The 25,789-nt window shown below is 65.1% G+C and carries 21 protein-coding genes; 14 read left to right on the top strand and 7 right to left on the bottom strand.

What is annotated here, in order from left to right; genetic code table 11:
* Positions 1-13: 13 nt before the first annotated feature.
* Entirely contained in the window at positions 14-529 is a 516-nt protein-coding gene (locus Y88_RS09730) for an RNA polymerase sigma factor (RefSeq protein WP_008068701.1), read from the bottom strand.
* A 65-nt stretch (positions 530-594) separates the two neighbouring features.
* Positions 595-1,233: a M23 family metallopeptidase gene (locus Y88_RS19715; RefSeq protein ID WP_018075923.1), complete on the bottom strand. Its 639-nt coding sequence runs from the start codon at positions 1,231-1,233 to the stop codon at positions 595-597.
* 172 nt (positions 1,234-1,405) lie between these two features.
* Here Y88_RS19715 and Y88_RS09740 point away from each other — a divergent pair, with 172 nt between their 5' ends.
* From Y88_RS09740 to Y88_RS09785, 10 genes are read left to right on the top strand one after another with little or no spacing between them, the layout of a single operon-like run.
* Positions 1,406-2,218, top strand: a complete 813-nt coding sequence (locus Y88_RS09740) for an aldolase/citrate lyase family protein (protein WP_026167006.1) — start codon at positions 1,406-1,408, stop codon at positions 2,216-2,218.
* 6 nt (positions 2,219-2,224) lie between these two features.
* The gene (locus Y88_RS09745; protein WP_008068694.1) at positions 2,225-3,064 is read left to right on the top strand and encodes an inositol monophosphatase family protein; all 840 of its coding nucleotides are present in this window, start codon (positions 2,225-2,227) and stop codon (positions 3,062-3,064) included.
* Entirely contained in the window at positions 3,061-4,992 is a 1,932-nt protein-coding gene (locus Y88_RS09750; protein WP_008068692.1) for an SLBB domain-containing protein, read from the top strand. The genes Y88_RS09745 and Y88_RS09750 overlap by 4 nt, the downstream gene beginning before the upstream one ends.
* On the top strand, positions 4,989-6,113 hold the full coding sequence (locus tag Y88_RS09755; RefSeq protein ID WP_008068685.1) for a capsule polysaccharide export protein: 1,125 nt from the start codon (positions 4,989-4,991) through the stop codon (positions 6,111-6,113). Before Y88_RS09750 ends, Y88_RS09755 begins: the two co-directional genes overlap by 4 nt.
* Complete coding sequence (locus Y88_RS09760) at positions 6,110-7,069, top strand: glycosyltransferase family 2 protein (RefSeq protein WP_008068684.1); 960 nt, start codon at positions 6,110-6,112, stop codon at positions 7,067-7,069. Before Y88_RS09755 ends, Y88_RS09760 begins: the two co-directional genes overlap by 4 nt.
* A complete protein-coding gene (locus tag Y88_RS09765; protein ID WP_008068683.1) occupies positions 7,066-8,376 on the top strand; it encodes a hypothetical protein in 1,311 nt (436 codons plus the stop codon). Before Y88_RS09760 ends, Y88_RS09765 begins: the two co-directional genes overlap by 4 nt.
* A complete protein-coding gene (locus Y88_RS09770) occupies positions 8,373-9,386 on the top strand; it encodes an NAD-dependent epimerase/dehydratase family protein (protein ID WP_008068682.1) in 1,014 nt (337 codons plus the stop codon). Before Y88_RS09765 ends, Y88_RS09770 begins: the two co-directional genes overlap by 4 nt.
* Positions 9,383-11,218, top strand: coding sequence for a thiamine pyrophosphate-binding protein (locus Y88_RS09775; RefSeq protein WP_232281003.1), 1,836 nt, complete (start codon positions 9,383-9,385; stop codon positions 11,216-11,218). The genes Y88_RS09770 and Y88_RS09775 overlap by 4 nt, the downstream gene beginning before the upstream one ends.
* The gene (locus Y88_RS09780; RefSeq protein ID WP_008068678.1) at positions 11,215-11,631 is read left to right on the top strand and encodes a GtrA family protein; all 417 of its coding nucleotides are present in this window, start codon (positions 11,215-11,217) and stop codon (positions 11,629-11,631) included. Before Y88_RS09775 ends, Y88_RS09780 begins: the two co-directional genes overlap by 4 nt.
* Positions 11,628-12,590: a class I SAM-dependent methyltransferase gene (locus Y88_RS09785; RefSeq protein WP_008068672.1), complete on the top strand. Its 963-nt coding sequence runs from the start codon at positions 11,628-11,630 to the stop codon at positions 12,588-12,590. Before Y88_RS09780 ends, Y88_RS09785 begins: the two co-directional genes overlap by 4 nt.
* Here Y88_RS09785 and rfbG read toward each other — a convergent pair.
* The gene (gene rfbG, locus Y88_RS09790; RefSeq protein WP_232281004.1) at positions 12,542-13,660 is read right to left on the bottom strand and encodes a CDP-glucose 4,6-dehydratase; all 1,119 of its coding nucleotides are present in this window, start codon (positions 13,658-13,660) and stop codon (positions 12,542-12,544) included. The two genes, Y88_RS09785 and rfbG, sit on opposite strands and share 49 nt — an antisense overlap.
* Positions 13,645-14,418 carry a glucose-1-phosphate cytidylyltransferase gene (gene rfbF / locus Y88_RS09795; RefSeq protein WP_018075924.1) on the bottom strand — a complete coding sequence of 258 codons (774 nt, stop codon included), beginning with the start codon at positions 14,416-14,418 and terminating at the stop codon, positions 13,645-13,647. Before rfbF ends, rfbG begins: the two co-directional genes overlap by 16 nt.
* 26 nt (positions 14,419-14,444) lie before the next feature.
* On the opposite strand from rfbF, the gene Y88_RS09800 reads away from it, so the two are divergent.
* Both Y88_RS09800 and Y88_RS09805 read left to right on the top strand, forming a co-directional pair.
* On the top strand, positions 14,445-16,085 hold the full coding sequence (locus tag Y88_RS09800; protein ID WP_008068669.1) for an ArnT family glycosyltransferase: 1,641 nt from the start codon (positions 14,445-14,447) through the stop codon (positions 16,083-16,085).
* A gap of 110 nt (positions 16,086-16,195) precedes the next feature.
* Positions 16,196-17,410 (top strand): sensor domain-containing diguanylate cyclase, encoded by a 1,215-nt coding sequence (locus tag Y88_RS09805; RefSeq protein WP_008068668.1) that lies wholly within the window; start codon positions 16,196-16,198, stop codon positions 17,408-17,410.
* A 61-nt stretch (positions 17,411-17,471) separates the two neighbouring features.
* On the opposite strand, the gene Y88_RS09810 is transcribed toward Y88_RS09805, so the two are convergent.
* The 3 genes from Y88_RS09810 to dctA form a co-directional block, all read right to left on the bottom strand.
* Positions 17,472-19,295: a putative bifunctional diguanylate cyclase/phosphodiesterase gene (locus tag Y88_RS09810; protein WP_008068666.1), complete on the bottom strand. Its 1,824-nt coding sequence runs from the start codon at positions 19,293-19,295 to the stop codon at positions 17,472-17,474.
* A gap of 284 nt (positions 19,296-19,579) precedes the next feature.
* A complete protein-coding gene (locus Y88_RS09815; RefSeq protein WP_008068663.1) occupies positions 19,580-21,124 on the bottom strand; it encodes an alginate export family protein in 1,545 nt (514 codons plus the stop codon).
* A gap of 74 nt (positions 21,125-21,198) precedes the next feature.
* Positions 21,199-22,509: a C4-dicarboxylate transporter DctA gene (gene dctA / locus Y88_RS09820; RefSeq protein WP_018075926.1), complete on the bottom strand. Its 1,311-nt coding sequence runs from the start codon at positions 22,507-22,509 to the stop codon at positions 21,199-21,201.
* A 203-nt stretch (positions 22,510-22,712) separates the two neighbouring features.
* Here dctA and Y88_RS09825 point away from each other — a divergent pair, with 203 nt between their 5' ends.
* A complete protein-coding gene (locus Y88_RS09825; protein WP_018075927.1) occupies positions 22,713-24,461 on the top strand; it encodes an ATP-binding protein in 1,749 nt (582 codons plus the stop codon).
* Positions 24,458-25,759 carry a sigma-54-dependent transcriptional regulator gene (locus Y88_RS09830; RefSeq protein WP_008068646.1) on the top strand — a complete coding sequence of 434 codons (1,302 nt, stop codon included), beginning with the start codon at positions 24,458-24,460 and terminating at the stop codon, positions 25,757-25,759. Before Y88_RS09825 ends, Y88_RS09830 begins: the two co-directional genes overlap by 4 nt.
* Positions 25,760-25,789 lie beyond the last annotated feature (30 nt).

Genomic DNA, 25,789 nt, shown 5'->3' on the forward strand with positions numbered 1-25,789 from the left:
ATTGCGCATAAGGTCATTCCGCATCGAACCTGGCCCTCAACTGTGCCAAGGCGCGCGACGCCTTCTGCAAATCCTTTTCCACCGAACTCAGGCTGACGCCCAGTTCGCGCGCGATCGCCACTTGTCCCACGCCTTCGAGCCGACATCGGCGAAAGACCTGCTCCACCCGCTCGCCAAGGCCCGCCAGCGTCCGTGTCGCCTCGTCGAGCCGTTGCCGCGCGATCAGGGCGCGTTCGGCAACCGGCGGCTCATGCTCGCTGACGCTCGTGTCGTGCCAGTCGAACTGGCGGCGTTCGCGGCTGACGTCGCTGCGTCGCCGGTCCCGCATCAGGTTCTCGGCCGTCCGGAACAGATAGGCCAGCGGATCGGCAACAGGCGAACGCGGCATCGATGCGACCCGTTGCCACAGGTCGTGGAGCATGTCCTCGGCATCCTCCCCCGCCCCCCGCGCCCGCAGGAACCGGAGCAGGCGCACGCGCTGGTCGAGCAACACACGTTGCAGACCACTCGTGTTTTCAACCTGATCCATGGACGGCAGGAAAGCATCCCGCCGCCGCCTTGCCAAGCCGCGCCCGCTACGCAGGTCCCGCCCGGTCATTGGCCGCTCCGGCGAACGACCACATCCGCATCGGGCAGGACGGCATCCCCACCGGGGCGATCGAGACCGCTGTTCCGTGCCTGTGCAAAGGCGGAAATGGTGGTGCGGGGGCTCGTTTCCCCGCCCGGCACGGCAAAGGTCTGCGCAAATTCACTCTTTGCGGAAAATCTGCGAGTATTACCCATGAAAACCAGAGGGTTGACGGCAATTCCTCCAGATCGCACTTCAAAATGGAGATGCGGGCCGGTCGACCGGCCGGTCGAGCCCATCAAGGCAATTTCCTGCCCCTGTGCCACGGTATCGCCGGGCCCGACGACGATGCGGGACAAGTGGCCGTAACGCGTCCGGGTTCCGTCGGCATGCAGGATCTCGACCAGATTGCCATAGCCGCCGCGCCATCCGGCAAAATCGACCTGCCCCGACGCTGCGGCAAGGATCGGCGCGCCCTGACGTCCCGGTATGTCGATGCCGTCATGCATGGCGCGGGTCCCGCGCAAAGGATCGATTCGCATGCCGAACCCCGATGAAATCGCAGGCAAGGCTGCTCGGACATGCGCAGGCCGCGCGACCGCCGTTGCCGACAGCATCGGGACCATCGCCAGCAGCGGAAAGAGAAAGGGGCGCATCATCGTCATCACATCGACATGACGAAGGCAACGTCGCCGAACCGTAATTCATTCCCGACCGGACCGAAAAAATCCTCGTGCCGCCCGTCGATGCGCTCATGTGGCCGGCGCCTTACGGGTTTGCCTGCGCCTTTCCGTCTTCTCTCCGAACGCCTCGTTCTGACAGCACGGAGAAACACAGGTGAATCCCACAGAAGCACGGATGCTCGACATGCTCAGGAAAGGCCGCGACCATTACGGCGTGGTCGCGATCAAGGCCGAATTCGAAGCGGAAGGCACCCGGCCCGACGAACTCCTGCGTCTGCTTGACCTGACCGCGCGCGCCGACTTGAAGCTGGCGCTGAAAATCGGCGGCTGTGAAGCGATCTCCGACCTCCACGCCTCGAAGCTCTATGGCGCGGGGTACATCATCGCGCCGATGGTCGAGACGCCCTATGCCCTGTCGAAATTCGCCGACGCGCGGGACAAGGTCTATGGCACCGGCGCCCAGACGACCCGGTTCCTGTTCAATCTCGAAACCCTCTCCACGCTTGCCGCACTGCCCGCAATGCTGCCGATCGCGGCCGAACGGCTCGACGGGGTGGTATTCGGCCGCGTCGATTTCACGCTGTCGCAGGATCTGCCGCGCGGCGCCATCAACGAACGGGTCATCACCGACGCCGTGCTGACCACCGCGCAGGCCTGCCGGACGCACGATCTCGAGCTCGTCGTGGGCGGTTCGGTCGCGCTCGACGCGCTCGGCCCCTTGCGCGAAGTGCGCGAAATCCGTCTCGACCGGTTCGAGACGCGCAAGGTCGTGTTCGATGGTGCCGCAGTCGAAAGCGCCGCGTTTGAAGCAGGCATCGCCAACGCCGTCGCATTCGAACTCTGCTGGCTGGAAAACAAGCGCGACTACTATCAGGCGATCGCGCAGGAAGACGCCGCCCGGATCACCATGATGCGCGAACGCAGCCTTCAGGCCGCCCGCGCGCGTTCGGCATCGGCTGCGGCCTGATCCCCCATGCCGCTCGATGACGCTGTTGCCGCTCTGCTGCGCTCGGTCGCGGCAGAGGTGGTCATGCCCTCGTTCCGTCGGCTTGCCGAGGACGACATTGCCGAAAAGAGCCCGGGTGAAGTCGTCACCCGGATCGACCGCTTGTCCGAAGAACGCCTGCGCACCGGGCTCGAGGCGCTCGGGACAGGCGCTCGGGTGATCGGAGAGGAAGCCTGCGCCGACGATCCCGCCCTGCTCGCCGAAGCGGGCAAGGGACTGGTCTGGCTGGTCGATCCCCTCGACGGAACCGGCAATTTCGCCTCGGGGCACCATCCCTTCGGGATGATGGTCGCCTTGGTGGCCGACGGCGTTCCGCAGGCGGCATGGATGCTCGACCCGGTGACGGACCGCCTGTGCCACGCCGAGCGGGGCAAGGGCGCGACCGTTTCCGGGCAACGGGTCGCGGCGCAAGGGACAGGCGCACCGACGCCTGTCGCCGCGCTCGCGACCCAGTTCATGGCCCCCGACGTGCGCTTGCGCGTCGCGGAAGAGGCGCGGCGTCATTTCACGCTCGAACCGATCCCGCGCTGTGCGGCTGAAAGCTATCCCCGGCTGGTGCTGGGCCGCAACGACATGGCCCTCTTCCAACGCATCCTGCCCTGGGATCATGCCGCCGGGGTGCTGTTTGTCGAAGAAGCGGGCGGCGTCGCCACCCATTGGGACGGATCGCCCTATCGCGTCGGCGGCCCCGCGCCGGGTCTCCTCGTCGCGGCGAACCGGTCCGCGTGGGATCTCGCGCACGCTGCACTCTTTCCCGTCCTGCAACCGATCGCTCCGCTCGACTGCCTGAAAGCCATTGCCGCATGACTTCGAGATTCCGCTTCGTTTCGACCGGCACACGGATCGGCCAGACCCCGCGCACGCTGGGACTGGGGATCGCGCTGGCCGTCACCCTGTCGTCGGGCGCGCAGGCCCAATTGACCTCACCCATCGGGTCATCGTCCCAGACCTCCACGCAAAGCGCCACCCCGTCGTCCTCGCAGGCGACGATGGCCGTGCCCCAGACCCAGAGCGCGGGCGGATACGCCCCGACGGTGATCGAGCAACCCGCCAGCGACCCGCGCGAGGCCATTCCCGCCGCGATGCAGGGCGCCGGCCCCCTCTCCAATCCCCCCGAAGCGCCGCCACCGCCTGCGCCACCAAGCGAGTTTGAGACTTATGTCTCCAAGCTCGCGGGCAAGCCGCTGCGCCGGTTCGGTTCGGACCTGCTGCTGCCCGAAGCCCGCGATTTCACTTTGCCCGGCACCACCGCCATTCCGGGCGACTATCGCCTCAATCCGGGCGATCAGCTTCTGCTCAATCTCGCCGGATCCATTCAGGCCTCGGCCCTGCGCCTGACGATCGACAGCGAAGGACGCATTTTCGTGCCGCGCGTCGGGACGATCACCGTCGGCAGCCTGCGCTACGCCGACCTTGCCGCGACGATCACGCGCGAAGTCGGGCGGCAATATCGCAATTTCACAGTCGATGTCTCGGTCTCGCGCCTGCACGGGCTGACGGTCTATGTCACCGGCTTTGCCCGCCGTCCGGGCGCCTATACGGTCAACAGCCTCTCGACATTGGTCAACGCGGTCATGGCCGCCGGGGGCCCGGCCGCAGGCGGCAGCTTCCGCTCGATCCGGCTGAGCCGGAACGGCAGGATCATTTCCGACTTCGACTTCTATGACCTGCTGCTGCGCGGGGACAAGAGCGGGGACAAAACGCTCCAGAACGGCGACGTCATCTATGTCGCTCCGTCGGGCAAGCAAGTCGCGGTCCTGGGCAGCGTCAACCGCGAGGCGATCTTCGAAATCGCGCCGGGCGAAACGCTGGTCGATGCCGTTTCCGATGCAGGCGGGATCAATACCGTTGCCGACGACAGCCGCCTGATGGTGCTCGACACGCTCGACCGTACGACCGGCTGGCAGCAATTGAGCGCCGCCGACGCGCGCAACCGCAAAGTGGAACGCGGACAGATCGTGCGTGTCCTTTCCGATGCAGGGATTGCCCGGCCGATCGACAGCCAGCCGGTGCTGGTGACGGTGGGCGGCGAAGTCCGCCATCCGGGCCGCTATTACTTTGCGCCCGGAACGCATCTTGCCGACGTGATCGAACGCGCCGGCGGCCTTACCTCGCAAGCCTTTCCCTATGCAGGCGTCATCACCCGCGAAAGCGTGAAGGCGCAACAGCGCGAGAGCTTTGCCCGTGCGCTCGCTGACATGGAACTGCTCTTGCGCACGCAGCCGCTGGTCTCGGTCAACCGCGCGCAACTGACGCAGGCAGGCAGTATCGCGCTCATCGATTCCGTCGTGAAGAAAATGCGCGAACGCGAACCGAGCGGGCGCCTTGTCCTCGACATCCCGGTTACTGCGACCAGCCTGCCGGGCGATATCGTCGTCGAGAACAACGACACCATCGAGATCCCCACCCGCCCGGTCACCATCGGCGTGTTCGGTTCGGTCGCAAGCCCCGCTTCGTTCGCCTATCGCGACGGCATGACCATCGGCGATGCCGTCGCCCTCGCCGGGGGTGCCCAGCGGCTTGCCGACAAGAGCGGGGTCTTCGTCATCCGCGCCAACGGCACGGTGATCGCGATGCATAAGGCGACCTACCGGGAAAAGGCCTTGCCCGGCGATCTCGTCTACATGCCGGTCGATGCCGCGCGCGGCGAATTCTGGGCCCGGTTCCGCGACATCACCACCAGCCTTTTCGGCGGGCTCGTCGGTGCCGCCTCGATCAAGGGGCTCGCCGGATGAACCGCATCGACCAAACCCATGCCTTTGCCCTTCGCGTCATGCGTGAAACCCGCATGCGGCGGCGCGCCTATCTGGGAACGGGGCTCGTCCTTGCTCTCCTGACCGCGTTTCCCCAACCCTATGTCGCGCGGGCGCGGATCGTGCCGCAGGACGCAAGTTCGATCGGCCTCAATTCGCTGGTCAATGCCCTGGGCAGCCAGTTTCAGGGCTTTGCCGCCCTGCTCGGCGGGTCGAAGCAGCCGATCGACCTCTATCTGGCGACCGCGCGCAGCCAGGAAGTGGCAAGCGCGGTCATCACGCGGCTCCATCTCGACGACGCGGCCCATTTCGGGTCGGACCGCAGCGCGCGACTGGCGCTCGACCGCATGGTCGACGTCCACTCGCTGACCGGCGGGATCATCGAGATCGAAACCCGCGCCCATGCGCCTGACGAGGCCGAAAAGCTGACCTCGACCTATGTGGAGGCGATCACCGCGCGGCTCAATGCTCTGGCCTCCGAACGCATCACCCGCAAGCGGACCGTCGTCGGCAACCGGTTCCGCGATGCGACCACCCGCGTCGCAACCTCGGAAGCCGCGCTCAACGCCTTTCGCCGGGGCAACAACCTTGCCGCACCCGAAGCCCAGCTCGGCAGCGAGCTGACCTTGCGCGCGGGGCTTCAGGCTCAATTGCAGGCCAAACAGGTCGAATTGCAAACCCTGCAACGCTTTCAGGGGACCGAAAACCCGCAGTTCCAGGCCGTCGAGACCCAGATCGCCGCCTTGCGGACCCAGATCGCGAAAAGCGCGACCCCGGAAACCGGAACCGCCGGCCCCAACGTCGCGGGCCTTTCGGAAATCAGCGCGCATTACCTCGATCTCTATCGCGACTATCGCTTCGCCCAGGCGCTCTACGAAGTCTATGCCCGCGCCTCGGAGGAAACCGAGGTCGAGGCGCTGGCGACCGAGACCGCGTCGGATGCCCAGGTGATCGAGGCGCCCCGGCTCGACCCCGACCGCAAGTTCAACATCGGGGCCGTCGCCATGCTGGCGCTCGTCGGCCTGCTCGCGTTCTTTACCGAGATCTACGCTCCCGCAACGGGCATGCGCCTCCCCCTGCTCGATAGGAAGGACGAGGAATGAACTCGTCCGCCGAACAGCCCCCTGAACTTTCGATCGTCATTCCCTGCTTCAACGAAGTGGAAAACGTCGCGGGGATCGTCGCGGCCGTCGACCGCGAGGCCGCCCGCTGGGCCTATGGGCACGAGATCGTGCTCATCGACAATGCCTCGACCGACGGCACGCGCGAGGCGATCCGGGAGATCTGTGCGACCAATCCACGCGTCTGGGCGATTTTCAACAATCGCAATTACGGCCAGATGCGCTCGCCCACTTACGGCATCTATCAGGCGCGCGGCCGCGCAGTGATCGGCATGTGCGCCGATTTTCAGGACCCGCCCGAGATGATCGGCGAATTCGTGCGGAAATGGCGCGAAGGCGCGATGATCGTCATGGGCCAACGGCGCAGCGAACGTAGCGGCGCGCTCCTGACGCTCGCCCGTCGCACCGGATACGCGCTTCTGGGCCGGATCGCGGACTATCCGGTCCTTCCCGACGTCACCGGTTTCGGCCTGTTCGACCGGCGCGTGGTCGATACCCTTGCGCAGTGGCAGGAACCCGAACCGTTCTTTCGCGGCATGGTCGTCGAAAGCGGATTTTCGATTGCACTGGTCCCGTTTGACCGCCCCGAACGGGCCGCAGGAACCACCAAGAACGGGCTGCGTTCGCTCATGGGCTTTGCCCTCTCGGGCCTTGCCGGGTCGGCCAAGGCGCTGCTCAGGGTGCCGATCGTGCTCGCCCTCTTGCTGGGGCCGCTTGCACTCTTGCTCCTGGCCTTCGGACTGGCGGGCGCGGTGCTCGGCTGGGCCGCGACCCTGTTCCTTTTCGCAGGCGCCATCGCGACCGCAATGTTTGCCGTGATGATGCTGTTCGTCGGGCTGATCGGGGATCAGGTCCGCCTGCTGACCGAACGCACGCGCCACATTCCGCTCGTCATCGAGGAATGCCGCGTCAACGATCCCCGGACCCGCGCCGCATGACACCCGCCGGTCGCCGCCGAACAGGCCCCCCGCTGCTCGAACTCGCGATGATGCTTGCGGTTCTGGCGAGCACGGGATGGACGATCCGCCATCTGCTGGTCGAAGGCTTCCTGCCCCAGCCATTTGTGTTCGACACCAACGACACCTTCATGGACTGGTTCAACACGGCCTATTGGGCGAACCATCCGGGGGCCTACGATGTCTGGCGCAGCATCTATCCGCCGCTCTCGTTCGTGTTCCTGCGGCTGTTCAGCCTGTCGGACTGCTATGTCGCCTCGCCCTTTGCCGCACGCGACTGCGACTGGCTGGGACAAACGACGATCGCGCTCTGCTATGGGCTCGACATCGTCGTCGCCGGGCTCGCGTTCTATCGCAGCGACCGTCGAACCGCGCTGCCGCGCACGCTCGCCTTTTCGTTCGGCCTGCCGCTGCTGTTCACGCTTGAACGCGGCAACCTGATCCTCGTCTGCTTCATCTTCTTTGCCATCGCCCATGCGCCGATCACCCGGTCGCGCATGATGCAGGCACTGGCAACGGCACTGACGATCAATTTCAAGCCGTACCTGCTGCTGCCCGCACTTGCGCAGGGGGTGCGGCGGGAATGGCGCCCGCTCGAACTCGCCGGACTTGCGACCATCGCGGTCTATCTCGTCACGCTGGCTCTGGTCGGTGCGGGATCGATCGGCGAACTGGTCAGCAACACCACCAACTGGGTCACATTCGTCGGTGGGCAGGTGTGGAACGAAATCAACTATTCGACGAGCTACGCCCCCTTTCTGATGCTCGACAAAACCGGCGTGCCGCTGCTCGACTTCGTCCCCTCGCGCATTGTCGAAGGCGTCGAAACATTCGTGCCGCTGGCAATCCGTTCGACCCAGATCGTGGCGCTCGCGTGTCTGGGCGCGGCGGCCCTGCGTCCCAAGGCGCTTTCCCACGCCCGCATCGCGGCGGTCATGCTGGGCGCCTATCTCGTGACCCAGTCGCCAGGCGGCTATACGCAGGCTTTCCTCGTGTTTCTCGTCCTGCTCGAACCGGCACGCGGGATCGGATCGCGGATTGCGGTCCTGCTCTCCTATACGCTGCTGCTCGCCGGGGACCGGATGGTCGCCCCGATCCTGCGGATCAATTCGGAAAGCTGGCTCGGCGGGCACCCCGTCACGCCTGAATTCGGCCTCACCATCGGCCATTTCCTGCGCCCGGGCATCATCATCCTGATCGTCTGGGTGCTCTCGCTCGACGGCGTTGCCCAGGTGCTCGGCACGTTCCGCCACCACGCCCGCCCCCGCACCACCGGAGCCCCGGCATGATCCCTCCCGTCGATCTCGAAACCATCGACCGGGCGCTTGCCCCGCTATGGCCCCGCATCGACGGTGCACGCCTGTTCTTCACCGGCGCGACCGGGTTCATCGGCCGCTGGATGCTCGAAGCACTCGTCCGCGCGCCGATCACGCTCGACGTCACCGTGCTCAGCCGCGATCCGGCAGGCTTTGCCCGCCGCGCGCCGCATCTTGCCGCGCGATGCACGACGATCGAGGGCGATGTCCTGCGCGGCTTCACCCCGCCGCCGGGACGTTTTACCCACGTCATTCACGGCGCCACCGATGCCAGCGCCCATCTGACCGCGACCGATCCGCGCCGCATGTTCGACACCATCGTCAGCGGAACGCGCCATCTGGTTGATTTTTCCGTCGCCCACGATGCCCGGTTCCTGTTCATGAGTTCGGGCGCGGTCTATGGTCGCCAGCCACCCGAGCTGGCGCTGGTCAATGAAGACTGGATCGGCGGGCCCGATCCGCGCGATCCGGGCGCGGTCTATGCCGAAGCCAAGCGCGCCGCCGAAATGCTGGTCGCGATTGCCGCCCGGCAACATGGCCTCGATGCCGTCACCACGCGGATCTTTGCTCTGCTCGGCCCCCTGCTGTCGCTCGACATCCATTTCGCGGCGGGGAATTTCATTCGCGACGCCATCGCCGGACGCCCGATCGTGGTAGAAGGTTCGGGACAGGCGGTACGCTCCTATCTCTATGCCGCCGACCTTGCGGTGTGGATGTGGACCGTCCTTCTCGCCGCCGAACCGGGCAGCACCTACAACGTCGGATCGGAAGAGGCAGTCTCCATCGCCGAGCTTGCCGAGCGGACTGCCCGCATTCTTCGCGCGCCCGGCGTCCGCATTCTCGGACGCGACGATCCGGGCTGGAACCCCGGCCGCTATGCCCCCTCCACGCGTCGCATTCGCGAGGATCTGGGCCTTTTGCAGACTGTCGACCTCGACATGGCGATCCGCCGCACCGCCCTTGCCAATGGATGGACCCGATGACCCAAGTACCCCCTCCCACTGTCAAACTGTCCGACTGGCTGGCCCAATGGCTGGTCGATCACGGCATTGCGGATGTCTTCATGCTGACCGGCGGCGGCGCGATGCACCTCAACCATTCGCTCGGCACGCATCCTGGCCTCAAGACCACATTCACCCATCACGAACAGGCGCTGTCGATGGCGGCCGAGGCCTATGCCCGGCTCACCAATCGTCCGGCAGTTGTCAATGTCACCTCGGGCCCGGGCGGGACCAATGCGATCACCGGCGTCTATGGCGCCTATGTGGATTCGATCCCGATGCTGGTAATTTCGGGCCAAGTAAAGCGCGAGACCACCGTGCGTTCGACCGGCCTGCCCCTGCGCCAGCTCGGCGATCAGGAACTCGACATCGAGGATCTGGTCAGTCCGGTCACCAAATATGCCGCGATGGTGACCGATCCCCGCGCGATCCGCTATCACCTCGAAAAGGCGCTGCATCTGGCAACGAACGGGCGCCCCGGCCCGGTCTGGCTCGACATTCCACTCGATGTTCAGGCGGCCCGGATCGATCCCACGGACCTTCCCGGATTTGACCCGATCGAACTCGACGAACCCTGGCGGGAAACCGATCTCGACGCGGCGGCCCGGCTTATCCTCGACCGCATCGCGGTGGCCGAGCGGCCCGTCATCCTGGTCGGATCGGGCGTGCGCCTGAGCGGCGCCCATGACGCCTTCATCACTCTGATCGAGCGGCTCGGCATCCCCGTCGTCACCGCGTGGAACGCCCACGATGCGCTGTGGAACGACCACCCGCTTTATGCCGGGCGCCCCGGAACCGTCGGCGACCGGGGTGGCAACATGGTGACGCAAAGCGCGGACCTGCTGCTCGTTCTGGGAAGCCGTCTCAACATCCGCCAGGTCAGCTACAACTGGCAGAGCTTCGCCCGCGCGGCGTGCAAGATCTGGGTCGACATCGACCCGCTCGAACTGCGCAAGCCGACGGTTCGGCCCGACATCCCGGTCGTTGCCGATCTTGCCGATCTGCTGCCCCGGCTCAACGCGCTTGCCTATGCGGGGCCGACCATGGCCCATCGCGAATGGCTGCACTGGGCGCGCGAACGCAATGCGCTTTTCCCCACGGTCCTGCCCGAATATCGCGACCATGGCCCGACCAATCACCCCTATGTCGCGATGGACGCCCTGTTCGACGCGCTGGACGATGACGACATCGTCGTCACCGGCAACGGCAGCGCCTGTGTCGTCGGGTTCCAGGTTGCCCGCATTCAGAAGGGGCAGCGGCTGTGGACGAATTCGGGCTGTGCGACGATGGGCTATGACCTGCCCGCCGCGATCGGAGTCTGGGCCGCGACCGGAGGTGATCGCCGCGTCATCTGCATCGCGGGCGACGGCAGCATCATGATGAACCTTCAGGAAATGCAGACCATCGCCGGATACGACATGCCGGTCAAAGTCTTCCTGTTGAACAATGCAGGCTACGTCTCGATCTTCCAGACGCACCGCAAATTCTTCAATGGCGTCGAAGTCGGCGGCGGGCCCAAGAGCAACGTCACTTTCCCCGATTTCGCGCGGCTTTCCGACGCTTTCGGCTTTTCCTATGCCCGCGCCGACAACCATGCCACGCTCGGCGCGGCGATTGCCGCGACGCTCGCCGCGCCCGGCCCCGCCCTGTGCGAGATCATCATCGACGAGAACGTCGAATTCGCACCCAAGCTGGGATCGCGCTCGCATCCCGACGGACGCATCACCTCGCCCGCGCTCGAAGACCTTTCGCCCTTCCTCCCGCGTGAAGTGCTTGCCGCCAACATGGCGATCCCGTTGATGGAGGAACCATGAGCACGGTGGCCCTGCTCGACCGCCGCCCGCTGCGTTTCGCCATTGCGGGGGCGCTCAATACCGCCTTCGGGATCGCGATCTATCCCTTGCTCATGTGGGTGATCGTGCCCTTGCGCGCGCATTACATGATCGCGCTGCTGATCGCGCAGGTGCTTGGCCTGTGCTTTGGCTTTGCCACGCACAAGCTGGGCGTGTTCCGCACCCCCGCCGACCGGGCCGTGCGCGAATTCGGCGCCTTTGCGGGGTTCTACCTGTTCAACTATGCAGCGAACTGGGCAATCCTGCCGCTGCTCGTCGAAGGCGCGCGCATTGCCCCGGTCATCGCGCAGTCCGGCTTTACCCTCGTTCTCGTCGCGGGAAGCTGGTTCTGGCACAACCACGTCACCTTTCGTCACAGCGGAGACCGCCGATGACGCTGCCCGCCTTGCGCGAACGGACATGCCCCTGTTGCGGCAACCGGCGCATGCATCCCGAAGTCCGCGCGTCCCAGCCCGCCGAGGCCATGACGCTCGAGGCGCTGCGCCCTTTTTGGACAGGCCTGCGTCAGGGGAAGCCGTTCTTCACCTACCATCGCTGCCTGATCTGCAGGATGCTGTTCTGTGCGACCTATTTCGACGACGCGCAGCTTGCCGATCTCTATTCGGCGATGGCCCCCAACATGGAGGCCGTCGCCGGAGACGCCATCGCCGCCACGCAGCGAGGGTATTATGCCGCCGCGCGCGCCTATGGCGTGGGGACCGGCGACTATCTCGAAATCGGCCCCGACGTCGGCCATGTCGTCCGCTCTGCCGTCGCGGAGGGCTCGTTCGGCCATTTGCACTTGTTCGAACCGAACCGGGCCGTCCACCCGCAACTGGCGCTGGCGGCCGGAAAATGTCCGGCAACGATCCGGGCCGACCTCCACGACTTGGCGGCGGTTCCGGACGGATCGATCGGCCTTGCCGTCATGATCCACGTGCTCGACCACCTGATCGACCCGTTGGCGACGCTTGCCACCGTCCATCGCAAGCTGCGTGGCGGCGGCACGCTGCTGGTCGTCACCCATAACGAAGCGTCGCTGTTGCGGCGGATCATGGGCAATCGCTGGCCGCCGTTCTGCCTGCAACATCCCCACTTGTTCAATCCCGGCACGATGGCCGGGATGATGCAGCGGGTCGGATACCGCGACTGCAGCGTCAGCCGCAGCGTCAATCATTTCCCCATCGACTTTCTGGCGCGGCAGGCGTTCGAGGCCATGGGCATCCATCTTCGCGCCCTGCCGCTACCCGGCCGCAGCATCGCGCTGCGGCTGGGCAACATTCTGGCGCTTGCCCGCAAGCCGGATCATCCGGCTGCGGCAAAAACTCCCGCTTCCGAGGCAAGAGCGGTATAATGCGCGATCTGTTCGAGACTGACCGCGCGGGGGTCTTCCCCGGCGCCGACCCGCTTGTGCCAATCGACGATCCACGCGATCGCCTCGTCGAGGCGCAGCGACGGACGCCAGCCCAGCATCGACCGCGCGCGCGAGCTGTCGAGCCGCAGGAGCCCGGCTTCGTGCGGACGCGGGCCCCCGTCGAGCACTTCGGACGGCACCCCGTCCTGCCAGCCTGCACGCATGCGATCGACGATCCAGCGGACCGGGCGTGCGTCCTCGTCCACGGGGCCGAAATTCCACGCATCGGCAAAGCGGCGCTCGCCGTCGAGCAGGCGCTGCGCAATCATCATGTATCCGCCCAGTGCTTCGAGCACATGCTGCCACGGACGCACGGAGGCGGGCGAACGGATGACCGGCGCTTCGCCGCGCTCGAACGCGCGGACGAGATCGGGAACGAGGCGATCCTCTGCCCAGTCCCCGCCGCCGATGACGTTGCCCGCGCGGACCGAGGCCAGGCCCGGGCCGTCCTTGTGGAAGAACGAGCGGCGCCAGGCCGACACGACCAGTTCCGCGCAGCCCTTGGAACTGCTGTAAGGATCGTACCCACCCATCGGGTCGCTTTCGCGATAGGGCCAGTCCCATTCCCGGTTTTCATAGCACTTGTCGCTGGTGACGCAGATCACACCGGCAACGCCGGGCGTGCGGCGCACCGCGTCGAGAACGTGGACCGTGCCCATGACATTGGTGTCATAGGTTTCGACCGGCTCGACATAGGACAAGCGCACCAGCGGCTGTGCGGCCAGGTGAAAGACGATCTCCGGGCGGCACCGCTCGACAACGGCCGAAACCGTGTCACGGTCGCGCACGTCGCCTTCGACGCTGTCGATCAACTCGTCGAGGCGCGCGGCCGCGAACAGGCTGGGATCGGTCGGCGGCGGCAGGGCAAGCCCCGTCACCTCCGCACCCAACGCATGGAGCCACAGCGACAGCCAGCTGCCCTTGAAACCGGTATGCCCGGTTACCAGCACGCGGCGCCCTGCCCAAAGCGGGGCGCCCCGAAGAGAGCCGCCCATTACCAGCGCTTCCACGGCGCGTTTCCTTCCTGCCAGAGGGCATCGAGGTGAAGTTTGTCCCGCAAGGTATCCATGGGATGCCAGAACCCTTCGTGACGGTATCCCGACAGGTCGCCCATGGTGGCGAGCCGTTCCAGCGGTCCGTTTTCCCACACCGTTTCGGGCCCATCGACGAGATCGAGGACGCTGGTATCGGCGACGAAGAAGCCGCCGTTGATGCGCCCGCCGTCACCGGCCGGTTTTTCGCGGAACGCGGTGATCTTGTCGCCGTCCGCTTCGAGCGCGCCGAACCGTCCGGGCGGCGTCACCGAGGTGACTGTGGCCCGGCGTCCACCTTCCTTGTGGAACCGGACAAGATCGGCAATGTCGATGTCCGCCACGCCGTCGCCATAAGTGAAGCAGAACGGCTCGTCGGGTTCGAGATAGGATCGCACCGCCGCCAGTCGTCCACCGGTCATCGTTTCCGCGCCGGTCTCGACCAGCGTCACGCGCCAGGGTTCATTGCGGGTGCAGTGCACTTCCATCCCGTTGCCGCGCCGCAAGTCGATCGTCACATCGGCGGTATGCAACATGTAGTTCGCGAAGAACTCCTTGATGACATAGCCCTTGTAACCAAGGCAGATGATGAAATCGTTGAACCCGGCAGACGAGTAGATCTTCATGATGTGCCACAGGATCGGCATGCCGCCGATCTCGACCATGGGTTTGGGTCTTACGTGGGTTTCTTCGCCGAGCCGGCTGCCGAGCCCGCCGGCCAGAATCACCGTTCGCATCGTTCCTCCTGCATTTGGTGCTCTGCATGAAGACGGAACCGATCGCGTCCGCCCGTAAGCGGATCGTGCCGATCGCACTCTGCGCGATCCTGCTTCTCGCCGCGGCCCTGCGGGTGTGGCACATCGGCTTCGGGCTGCCGGACCTCAACGACCCGGACGAACCGGTCTTCGTGATGACCGCGCTCGACATGTTGCGCGAACACCGGCTCGACCCGGAATGGTTCGGCCATCCCGCGACTTTGCTGCTCTATGTGCTGGCGCTGATTTTCGTCCTCGTCGGCATGATCGGGTCGGCCTCGGGCAAATGGCACGGTATCCATGCCTTCGTGATGGCGGTCTATGCCGATCCGGGCGTGGTGATCGTGCCCATGCGCCTGTTCATCGTCGGGTGCGGACTGGCGACGATCGTGCTGACCTATCGCCTCGGGCGTCGGGTGGCGGGCCCGCGTGTCGGGCTGATCGCGGCGCTCATGCTTGCCTGCAATGCGCTGCATGTCGAACTTTCGCAGATCATCCGCACCGACATGCTGGCGACCGCGCTAATGCTGTGGAGCATCGACCATGCGCTTTCGATCGCGGGCGACAGTCCCCGGGGCGGCACCCGGCGCGATCATGTCCTGGCCGGGATCGGAGCGGGGCTGGCCTGTGCGACCAAGTGGCCTGCCGTGCTGGCGCTCGTCCATGTCATGACCGCGAGCTTATGGAGCAGTCGGGGCCGATGGCTGCGCCGCATCTGGATCGCGCCGGTGGTCGCGATCATCACGCTGATCGCGGTGTCTCCCTATCTCGTGTTCGATTACCGCACGGTCCTTCACGATCTGGGCGGCGAAGCGCGCAAGCACCACCTCGGCGCGACCGGCCACGGCCTTGGCTGGAATCTCGTCTGGTACATACGCAAGCCGCTTGCCGAAAGTTTCGGCTGGCCCGGCCTTGCCCTTGCCGCGTGCGGCATGGTCGTCGCGATCCGACGCCATCGCATCTTTGCCGTCGCCTTGCTGCCCGGTGCCGTCGTGGTTCTGCTCGTCACCGCCGCACAGGCACTGATCTGGGAACGCTGGGCAGTTCCCTTGCTGCCCGCGATCGCCCTGTGCATCGCACTTGGGCTCGACCATCTTGCCGCGCGCCTGCCGTCTCCCTTGCAGAGGGCAATCGCACTGGCGACGGGGCTTGTGCTGGTCATCGTGCCGATGACCTTGACCGACATCCAACGCACCACCATGCGGGCTGATGATACCCGTCAGGCCGCCAGCGCCTGGGTCCGCGCCCATGTCGCCCCGGATCGTTCGGTCCTTATCGAACAGGCCGCCTTCAGCCTGCTCGATCGCCCTGGCCCTGTCCTGTTTCCCTTGGGAAACAAGGGTTGCATCGAAGTCCACCACGCTCTTTCAGCGCCGCCCTCGTACAAGAAAGTCAACGATATGCGGGCCGATCACGCCATCGTCGACATCGGCAACGTCGATCCGGCCCTGCTGCCCGGATGTACCGCCGACGTCGCCATCTTCTCCCACTATCGCCGCTATGGCGACGAGGCGGCACTCTATGGCCCTGAACTTTCCAATTACCGCGCGCTGCTGCGCAACGGGCGTATCCTGCGCACATTCACCCCCATTCCGGGCCGACGCGGTGGTCCGATCGTCGATGTCGTGCTGATGAGGCCTATCCGATAAGGCAAAATACATGTCATATCGGATATGGAAATGCTCAGGACGATTGTTGCATTTTCTTTATCCATGAGTAATAAGATCGGATACTTCGTCAATTTTCGCGGCGATGATCCTTGCAATACTATCTCGAGCGCATCCCCGAGGACTTTGACGGTCTTGCCTTCGATCCGTTATGCCGGATGGCCTGCGCCATGCCGGGGATTGCGGGGGTCGAAATCACGGTGGAGGGCGCTTCGCGGCGCTGGTCCCATGCCTGCGGCGGGGTGCAACGCCATCTCGTGGGGCAGATCGCCTTCGGCCCCGACGACATCGGCACGCTCGCCCTGCTCGACGAAAGTCCACGCGAGGCATCGGAGGACGAGCGGATCGGCTGGGAACCCCTGCGCACTCTCGCTCACCAATTGCTGGCTCTGCAACTCGATTTCCAGGTCCTGTCCCGGCGGCAGAAATTCTACCAGTTGCTCGCCGACGCTTCGACCGAAACGATCGTCCGCGCCGATCTCGACGGCGTCCGGCGGTATTTCTCCCCCTCGATCCGCGAATTGCTGGGGTATGAACCCGATGAACTGATCGGCACCCGGGCAGCGGACATCACTCACCCCGACGACATCGCCCCGCTCGCGGCCTTGATGAAGACCCTCCGCGAAGGCCAGATGGAAACCGCGGTCTGCGAATTGCGGCAACAGCACAAGAACGGCTCGTGGGTCTGGATAGAAGCCTCACTACGACTGACGCGAAACAGAAATACCGGAGAACCGGATGGTTATGTCGTGTCGGTGCGCAGCATCGACCGACGCAAGGCCTACGAGGCCCGGCTCGAACGACTGGCGGGTAGCGATGAATTGACCGGCCTGCCCAATCGGGCTCTATTCCGCCGCCTGCTTGACGAACGGCTCACCTCAGAGACGCGGTTTGCACTGCTTTACATGGATCTCGACGGGTTCAAGCAAGTCAACGACCAACTCGGCCATCACACCGGCGATATGGTCCTGCGTGCATTGGGCGTGCGGCTGGCCTCGCATTTACGCACTGAGGATGTCGTCGCGCGTCTGGGTGGAGACGAATTCACCGCCCTGATTGATATGCACAGCAAGGGCGATACGCAGGGCAAGAATATCGCGGCCCTATGCGAACGCCTGATTGCAGCAGCGGCCACCCCGTTCTCGACCCCGGATGGCGAAATCACCGTGGGACTGAGTATCGGCATCGCTACATCCTTGGGAAACATCCGCGATGCCGACATGCTGCTTTTCCGTGCGGACCGCGCACTCTATGAGGCAAAGAACGCGGGGAAGAACACCTATCGCTTTGCCGATCCTGCAGGATAATACCAAGCTGCGATGAGTTTCTCTCATTGCAGGTCCGCATAAGGCCCTTCGATGCCTGCGATCAAAATTGCCCGATCGCGTGACAAGTACGAGCCGCAACCAGCATGCTGGCCATGGCGGCGCGATCGAGAGGACGCGCAAAGAGGTATCCCTGCCCCAGCGTGCAGCCCAGATTGCGCAGTTGCATAGCCTGCGACGCGCTTTCGACGCCTTCGGCGACGACCAGAATATCCATGCGGCGGGCGGCGTGAAGCAAGCCGCCGACAATGGCTGCCTGTCGCGCGTCGGTCAGAACGCCGTTGCTCAGCCGGGAGTCGATCTTCATGGCATAGAGCGGCAATGTCAGCAGGGGTTCCACCATGCCGCCGTCCAGGCCGAAATCGTCGAGCACAATGCGAATGCCCCTTGCATGAAGCCCGGTAACCGTCTGCATAAACCCCGCGTCGCGGGTCGCGGCGCAAACTTTCTCGGGAATTTCGATCACCAGTTGCGCCGGGTTGAGCCCATGATGCTCAATGGCATTGGCAACCAGCTTTTCCAGCCGCCCGCCCAGAAAGTCCGCCTTTGACACATTGATGCCGATCGGACCTCCATGCAGGCCGAGCGCCGCCCAATCGCGCATGTCCCGCGCCACCAGTTCGAGCATGCGCGCAGTCAGTTCCGCCGCGACCTTGGGATCGTCGGTCGCATCCTGAAAACTCGCGGCGGAAAGCACGTCGCCCTTCGCCATCCGCAACCGGCACAAGGCTTCAAGGCCGATGATCTCATAGGTGTCGAGCCGGACGATCGGCTGGTAATGCGCTTCGATCCGCCCCTCGGCCAGAGCCGCGCTCAGATCCCGGACCGCCGCGATGCGATGCATGATCCGCGTATCGATGCCCGGCCAATACCGGACAAAACCGCCGCGGCGGACTTCCTTGGCATGATAGAGCGCAATGTCGGCGTTCTGCAGGACGGTTTCGGGGGTGCGGTCGGTGATCGCGACCAGCGCGCCGCCGATAGTCCCGCGCGGGATGATCGTGTGGCCTTCGCACACCATGACCGTGCTCAGCCGGGTCAGGACATCTTCGGCAAAGCCATCGAGATCGCTGAGCGCGGCGGCCGCTTCGACCAGAATGGTGAACTCGTCACCCCCGGTGCGGAACACCCGGTCGGGCGCAATCGAGGCCGCGACCCGCGTCGCGACGGTCTGCAACAACTGATCCCCGATCGGATGACCGAAGCTGTCGTTGGTGACTTTGAGATTGTCGAGATCGAGCACCAGCAAGGCCCACCGCCCCGCAACAGAGCAATCGAGTCCGGCCAGCGCCGCCCCGAATGCCGCCCGGTTGGGCAGGCCGGTCAGCGCATCGACCAGTGCCTGGCGCTCGCGTTCCTGCACGCGGCGGTGCCGGGCAAGGGCAATCCCGCACAGTTCGGTGCAGGCCTCTATGATGCCCTGTTCGTTTGGACCTGGCGCACGCGCTTCCTGATAATAGAGCGCGAACGTTGCGACGACCCGGCCGGAATGGTCGAGAATCGGGGTCGACCAGCACGCGTGCAGACCAAAGGAAAGCGCGAGATAGCGATAATCGTGCCAGCGCGGGTCCGTGGCAATATCGGTGACCACCACCGGTTCGCGCAGATAAGCCGCACTGCCGCACGAGCCGACTTTCGGCCCGATCATCAGCCCGTCGATGGCATCGTTATAGGCCCTCGGCAGGCTCGGCGCAGACAGCGGATGAAGGTATCCTTCGCGATCGACTTCCAGCACCGAGCACAGCAGCCCCGGCGCCAGTTCCTCCACCTGATGGCACAAAGTGTCGATCGTCAGCTTGAGGTCGGCCCCCTTCGCGATCATCTCCAAAATGGTGTTGCGCAGCGCGAGCACCCGTTTCCCTGTCATCGATTGGCCGAAGATTCGATCTCCCGTCCTAGCCGCCGACAGTTAACATTCTGAAAACCGCGCAATCGGTTTACGGCAAAAGATCGACCTTTCCAAGCGCCCTCTCATCAAACGAAGAAGCCGTTGTTTTATATCCGAAGTGGATATTGTTTGAAAGCAAGAAGAACCGGAATTCCTGGTTTTCCCTGATGACGATTCCCACCATCCACTCGGAAAATCCGGATTTTTCTGCTCTGAGGCCCGCTCACTCCGAATGAATATTACCACGCCATCCCACCCCGGGATCAGAATCGGTAGCTGAGCCAGCCCGCCAGAAAGGTTGAGTTGGTAAACCCCGCGCGTTTGAGCACGTCGCCCGCCAGCATCCGTTCAGCGCGTCCGGTGAAGGTAAGACGCGAAGTCAGCGGCCAGACGACCTGGGCCCGCACGACGCGTCCCACGTCATGACCGCGCACGGCCTGCGTGCCTGCATAGGCAGTCCCGTTCGAGCGATAGACCGCATCGGTATCGTCATTGCGCCAGACCTTTTCGTATTCGATGGTCGTGCGCACGGTCTTGAACGCGTGGAACGTGAAATTGGGCGCAATCGCGCGCATGTTGGTCGGGGTCAGGAACAGGCCGTAGCTGTAATAGATATTGTTCCCGAACGGCGAGAACGCATCGCGCAGCTTGCCCCCCTGAAACGCGCCGCCGCCCGAGGCATAGTCGGCATGAATACCAAGGCGGGGGGCCTTGGCGTCCTTACCCAGACGCCATGTCTGCGCCAGAAACGCCTGCCACGCGTCAATCGGGCGGGCATTCTGGTATCCGCCCTGATGATTGACCGTCCAGTCGATAGTGACGCGCCCGATTTCGCCCCACAGCCGCGCCCCGGTATAGATGCGCTGTTCGCGCGCAGCCGTAGTGCCCCAGGTCGCGGCCAGATTGCGATAACGCCACAGAAACGGGTCGAGATAGAGCTTCGACCCGCCAAGCAGGCCGCGCGGCACGACCCAGCCCGCCGTAACGCCGGAAAAGCGGCGCGACAGGTCGCTGATATCGTCGCCCGTGCCGCCGTTGCCATAGCCCGTCATGTGCAGGTCGAAGAGATCCGCGCGCAGCGTGGGACCGCGCACCCAAGCCCGCACGCCGTTTTCGACCTGCCGCACGTTGTTGTTGTCGCGCTGGGACACCAGGAGGTTCGGCCCGTCGGTGAATTCCTGCCGTCCATAGCGGACGCCGAAATGGACCGAGCCCACCTTTTCGCTCGCTTCGGCAAAGCTCTGCAACCAGACGAGATCATTGCGCTGGGTACCCGTCGGTGTGCCCAGATTGATGCCCGAGAGCCCGCCATGGGCGACTTCGCCGTAAAAGCGGATATGGCTGCCGATGTGGAGGTCCGCGCCCCCGACCAGACGCAGCATGTCCTGCCGCTGCGCCTCGACATCCTTGAGCCCCGGATTGGTGGTGAGGTTGGTGCGGAACCGCGCCTCGCCGCTGAGCGTCAGGTAGATGTCGTGGCTGCTGTCGAAGGAAATGCACTTGAGACGGTCGAGCACATCGTGGCGATTGCGCGCGTCGCACATGCGGCGCCAATCCTCGCCCCAGCGCGACAGGTTGTAGCCCGCCGTCGTCGCGCCGTCCCCGATCGCTTCGTTGGGATAGACCGAGACGGCCGGTTCAGCCGGATTGCGCGTGCTCTTGTAAGCGCCGAACGTGATGCCGTTGTTCGAGGAAGCAGCAGAATCCTGCGCCGACCGGAGATCCTGTTCGGCGGCGTGGGCGGAAACCGTGCAGGACAGCGCGCAGGCGCAAGTCAGCAGCGCCCGCCGCGTGAGACGGTACGTCATGGGGTTATCCTGTTATCTTGTGTGCGAACCGAAGAGCGCGGCCCTTTTGCGGGCCGTCACCCGTGCAGGAAATGTCAGGCCGCGTTCTGGCCGGCAGGACGGGCGGCAAGCGCGGCATTCAGGCGTTCGCGGTCCAGCTGCCCTTCCCACCGCGACACCACGATCGTCGCGACCGCATTGCCGATGAAGTTGGTCAGAGAACGGCACTCGCTCATGAAACGGTCGACCCCGAGGATCAACGCCATGCCGGCGACCGGAACCGAAGGCACGATCGACAGCGTCGCGGCCAGCGTGATGAACCCGGCCCCGGTGACGCCCGCCGCACCTTTCGAGGACAGCATGGCCACGCCCAGCAGCAGTGCCTGTTCGCCGAGCGAGAGGTGAACCCCGGTCGCCTGGGCAATGAACAGCGCGGCCAGCGTCATGTAGATATTGGTGCCGTCGAGATTGAACGAATAGCCGGTCGGAACCACCAGCCCGACGATGGCCTTGGGACAACCCGCCGCTTCAAGCTTGGAAATAAGCCCCGGCAACGCGCTTTCGGACGAGGACGTACCGAGCACCAGCAGCAGTTCGGTCTTGAGATAGGCGATCAGGCGCAGGATCGAGAACCCGCAGACTCGCGCCACCAGTCCCAGCACGACCAGCACGAACAGCGCCGAGGTGAAATAGAACGTCGCGACCAGCCCGAGCAGTGCCAGCAGCGCGCCGATGCCGTATTTGCCGATGGTGAACGCCATGGCGCCAAAGGCCCCGATCGGAGCGGCCTTCATGACCAGCCCGACCAGACGGAACACGACGTCGCACAGGCTTTCCAGCATGGTCGTGACCGGTTCGCCGACTTCCCCGGCGAGCGAGAGCGCAATGCCGAAGAGGATGGCGACGAAGACGACCTGCAGGATATTGCCCTGGACCAGCGCGGACCCGACGGTGTCGGGAATGATCCCGGTCAGGAACCCGACAACGCTGGTTTCATGCGCCTTGACCGCATATTCGCTGACTTTGGCCGCGCTGAGCGTCGCCGGATCGACGTGGAGCGCGGCACCGGGCTGAACCAGATTGCCGACGATCATGCCGACGATCAGCGCGAGTGTCGAAAACACGAAGAAATAGCCGAACGCCTTGCCCGCAACCCGACCGACCGCGGCCAGATCGCGCATCCCGGCGACCCCGGTGACGATGGTCAGGAAAATGACCGGGGCAATGACCATTTTCACCAGCTTGATGAAAGCATCGCCCAGCGGCTGCATCGCAGCGCCCGTGGCGGGAGCGAAGTGCCCCAGCACCACGCCCGCGGCAATGGCGACCACCACCTGGACATAGAGATGCCGGTGAAGCCCCCGCTTTGCCGACGCAGGCACGGTTTCGGATGGGAATTCGCGCATGGGCAACCTTTCGTCCTCTCTCGGAAACGGTCTTCCGCCGCTTCGGAGATCGATTTTGCCGGTCGGGCAGACAAATTCAACATCGCCGCGATAATCCCATACCTCATTGATATTAGATGATTATATCCACCGTCACGACAAGCATCCGTGTAGATTTCAACACTGGAAATTGACCCTTAGTGCAAGTTTTTGCACAACAAGGCATGGCCGCCCCGCTTCTCCCGACTCGGCTCGATCAACGCCTTGCCCTGCCGGTGCTCGTCGGCATGGCTCTCTTGGTCGTGCTGATCGCGTGGCAGGCCGGACACCTGACCCGGCGCGCCTATATTGCCGAAGCCTCGGGCCAGCTCGATGTCGATGCGGGCCTGCGGGCGGCGCTCATTCAGGCGGAAATCGACCGCTTTCACCTGCTCCCCATGGCCCTTGCCGAAGATCGCGATATCGCCGCTGCGCTTGCCGGAGCGCAGGACGCGACACCGCGCCTCGACCAGCGGCTCGAAACACTGGCGCAGGAAACCGGGGCCGCCGATCTCTATCTCTTGCGCGGCGACGGCACCGCCATTGCCGCCAGCAATTTCCGCAAGCCGACATCCTTCGTCGGCCACAGCTTTGCCTTCCGCGACTATTACCGCGACGCGCTCCGCAAGGGCAGCAGCATGCAGTTCGGGCTTGGGACCACCAGCCATCGCCCCGGCCTCTATTTCGCGCGGCGCACCGTCGGTAACGGGTTTATCGTCGTCAAACGCGAGTTCCTGGGAATCGAGGCGGAATGGGCAGGAGCCCCCGGCCTCACGCTGGTGACGGATGCGGACGGCGTCGTTGTCGTCGCCAGCGCGCCCGACTTGCGCTTTCGCACGATGCAGCGGCTCGATCCCGCACGCGAGGCGCGGGTACGGGCAGCCCTGCGCGCCGATCGCGGCCCCCTGCAACCGCTGGGCGTCACCCCCACGGGCGAAGGGCCGCTGGTGCGGATCGACACGCTCGGCGAAGGGCAATGGATCCATGCCATGGCCCCGGCGGGCGTGTCGGGATGGCATGTCCACCGCTTCGTGCCCGTGGGCGAACACATCGCCAATGCGCAGCGCATGGCATGGGCTCTGGGTGCCCTTGCGGGCGTGGTCGTCCTCGCCGCGCTCGCAGGCCTGTGGCTGCGGCGCCATCGGCAACAGCTGCGCACGGCCGAGCTCAAGGCCGAAGTCGATGTCCGCACCGCCGAACTGCGCCGCGAGATCGCCGAACGCACCGAAGTCGAACAGCGCGCCGATCTCCTGCGCGAGGAATTGCGGCAGGCCAATCGCCTCGCCACACTGGGGCAGGTAACTGCGGGCATCGCCCACGAAACCGCCCAACCGGTCGCCGCGATCCGGTCCTATGCCGACAACGGCATCGCCTTTCTCGAACGCGGGAACATCGCCACCGCGCGCGCCAATTTTACCGCGATCAGCGGATTGACCGAACGGGTCGGGGCGATCACTGCCCAATTGCGCAATTTCTCGCGGCGGCGCGAGGATCAGGTCCGCGCCATGCCGCTCAGCGAAGCGGTCGAGGGCGCGCTCCTGATCCTGCGTCCCCGTCTGGGCGGCATTGCCTGCGACATCGCGCTGGGCGAAGACCCGCTGGTCATGGCCAGTCGGCTGCGGCTGGAACAGGTTCTGGTCAACCTGCTCCACAATGCCATCGACGCTCTCTCCAGCCGGCCCGACGCGCGCATCGAGCTTGTCGCCACACAGGAAGGAGGCCGCGTCCGCCTGCGCATCCGCGACAACGGCCCCGGCATATCGCCTGAAATCGCCGGGCGCCTGTTCACACCCTTTGCCACCTCGCGCACCCATGGCCTTGGCCTCGGCCTTGTCATCGCACAGGACATCATGCGCGAGATGGACGGGGAAATCGTTGCCGTGGACAGCGCCGAGGGCGCAGTCTTCGACGTTCTGCTGAAAGCTGCCGAATGACCGATGTCCGCATTGCTCTCGTCGACGACGATCCCGACCTGCGCACCGCGCTCGTCCAGACGATGACGCTTGCCGGATTTGCCGTCGATGCCTTTTCCGGCGCGCAAGAGGCGCTCGGCGCGATCGACCGGACTTATCCCGGCGTCGTCGTCACCGACATCCGCATGCCGGTCATCGACGGGATCGCCCTGTTCCAGCGCCTGCGCGACCGCGACCCGGACTTGCCGGTGATTTTCATGACCGGCCACGGCGAAGTGACCATGGCGGTCGATGCCATGAAAGCGGGCGCCTGGGATTTCCTGACCAAGCCCTTCGCCCCCGAAACGCTGGTCGCGGCCGTCCGCCGCGCCGCCGAAACGCGACGGCTGGCATTGGAAAACCGCCGCCTGCGCCAATTGGCCGAAGACAGCGCCGATCAGGTCCTCGTCGGCGAAGCCCCCTCGATCCAGCGCGTGCGCCAGACCATCGCCATTCTGGGCCGCAGTGACATCGATATCCTGGTCGAAGGGGAAAGCGGGACGGGCAAGGAACTGGTCGCCCGCCTGATCCACCGCGCAGGAGACCGTGCGCGCAAGCCTTTCGTCACCATCGCCTGCCCGGCCGTTCCCGACGCGCTGATCGACACGCTGCTGACCGGCGACGCGGCCCGTCCGGGCAAGCTGATCGAGGCGCAGGGCGGCACGCTGCTGCTCGACGACATCGACCGCGCCAGTCCCGCGCTTCAGGCGCGGCTGGTACAGGTTCTGGAAGAACGCGCCGTCATGCCCGCCCATGCCCGCGCGCCGGTCCCGCTCGACGTGCGGATCATCGCGACCGCCGGGGCCTCGCTCGACGATGCCATGCGCGCGGGGCATTTTCCCCCGGCGCTGCTCTATCGCCTGTCGGGCGTACGCCTTTCGCTGCCGCCGGTGCGTGAGCGGCGCGAGGACGTCGAACGGCTCTTTGCCCACTTGCTCGACACGGCGGCAAGCCGCCTGCGCCGCCCGCCTCCGCCCATCACCGGGGCCATGCTCGCCCACCTTGCCGCGCACGACTGGCCCGGCAACGTGCGCGAAATCGCCCAATATGCCGAACGCGTGGTCCTGCAACTCGAAGACGACGGCCCCGCCGACACCGCCCCGCAATCGCTGGGCGAACGCATGGCCGAATTCGAGGCCCGCCTTTTGCGCGAAGCCTTTCTGGCCGAGGGCGGCGACGTCAACCGCACCGCCGCCCGCCTCGCGATCCCGCGCGAAACCTTCTATTACAAGGTCAAGCGCCACGGTCTCGACCTTGCCGCGCTGCGGCGGCGGATCTGAAAACACTTTCCGTTTGTGAAAAGGACGCGG

Source organism: Novosphingobium nitrogenifigens DSM 19370 (assembly GCF_000192575.1).
Lineage (GTDB): Bacteria > Pseudomonadota > Alphaproteobacteria > Sphingomonadales > Sphingomonadaceae > Novosphingobium > Novosphingobium nitrogenifigens.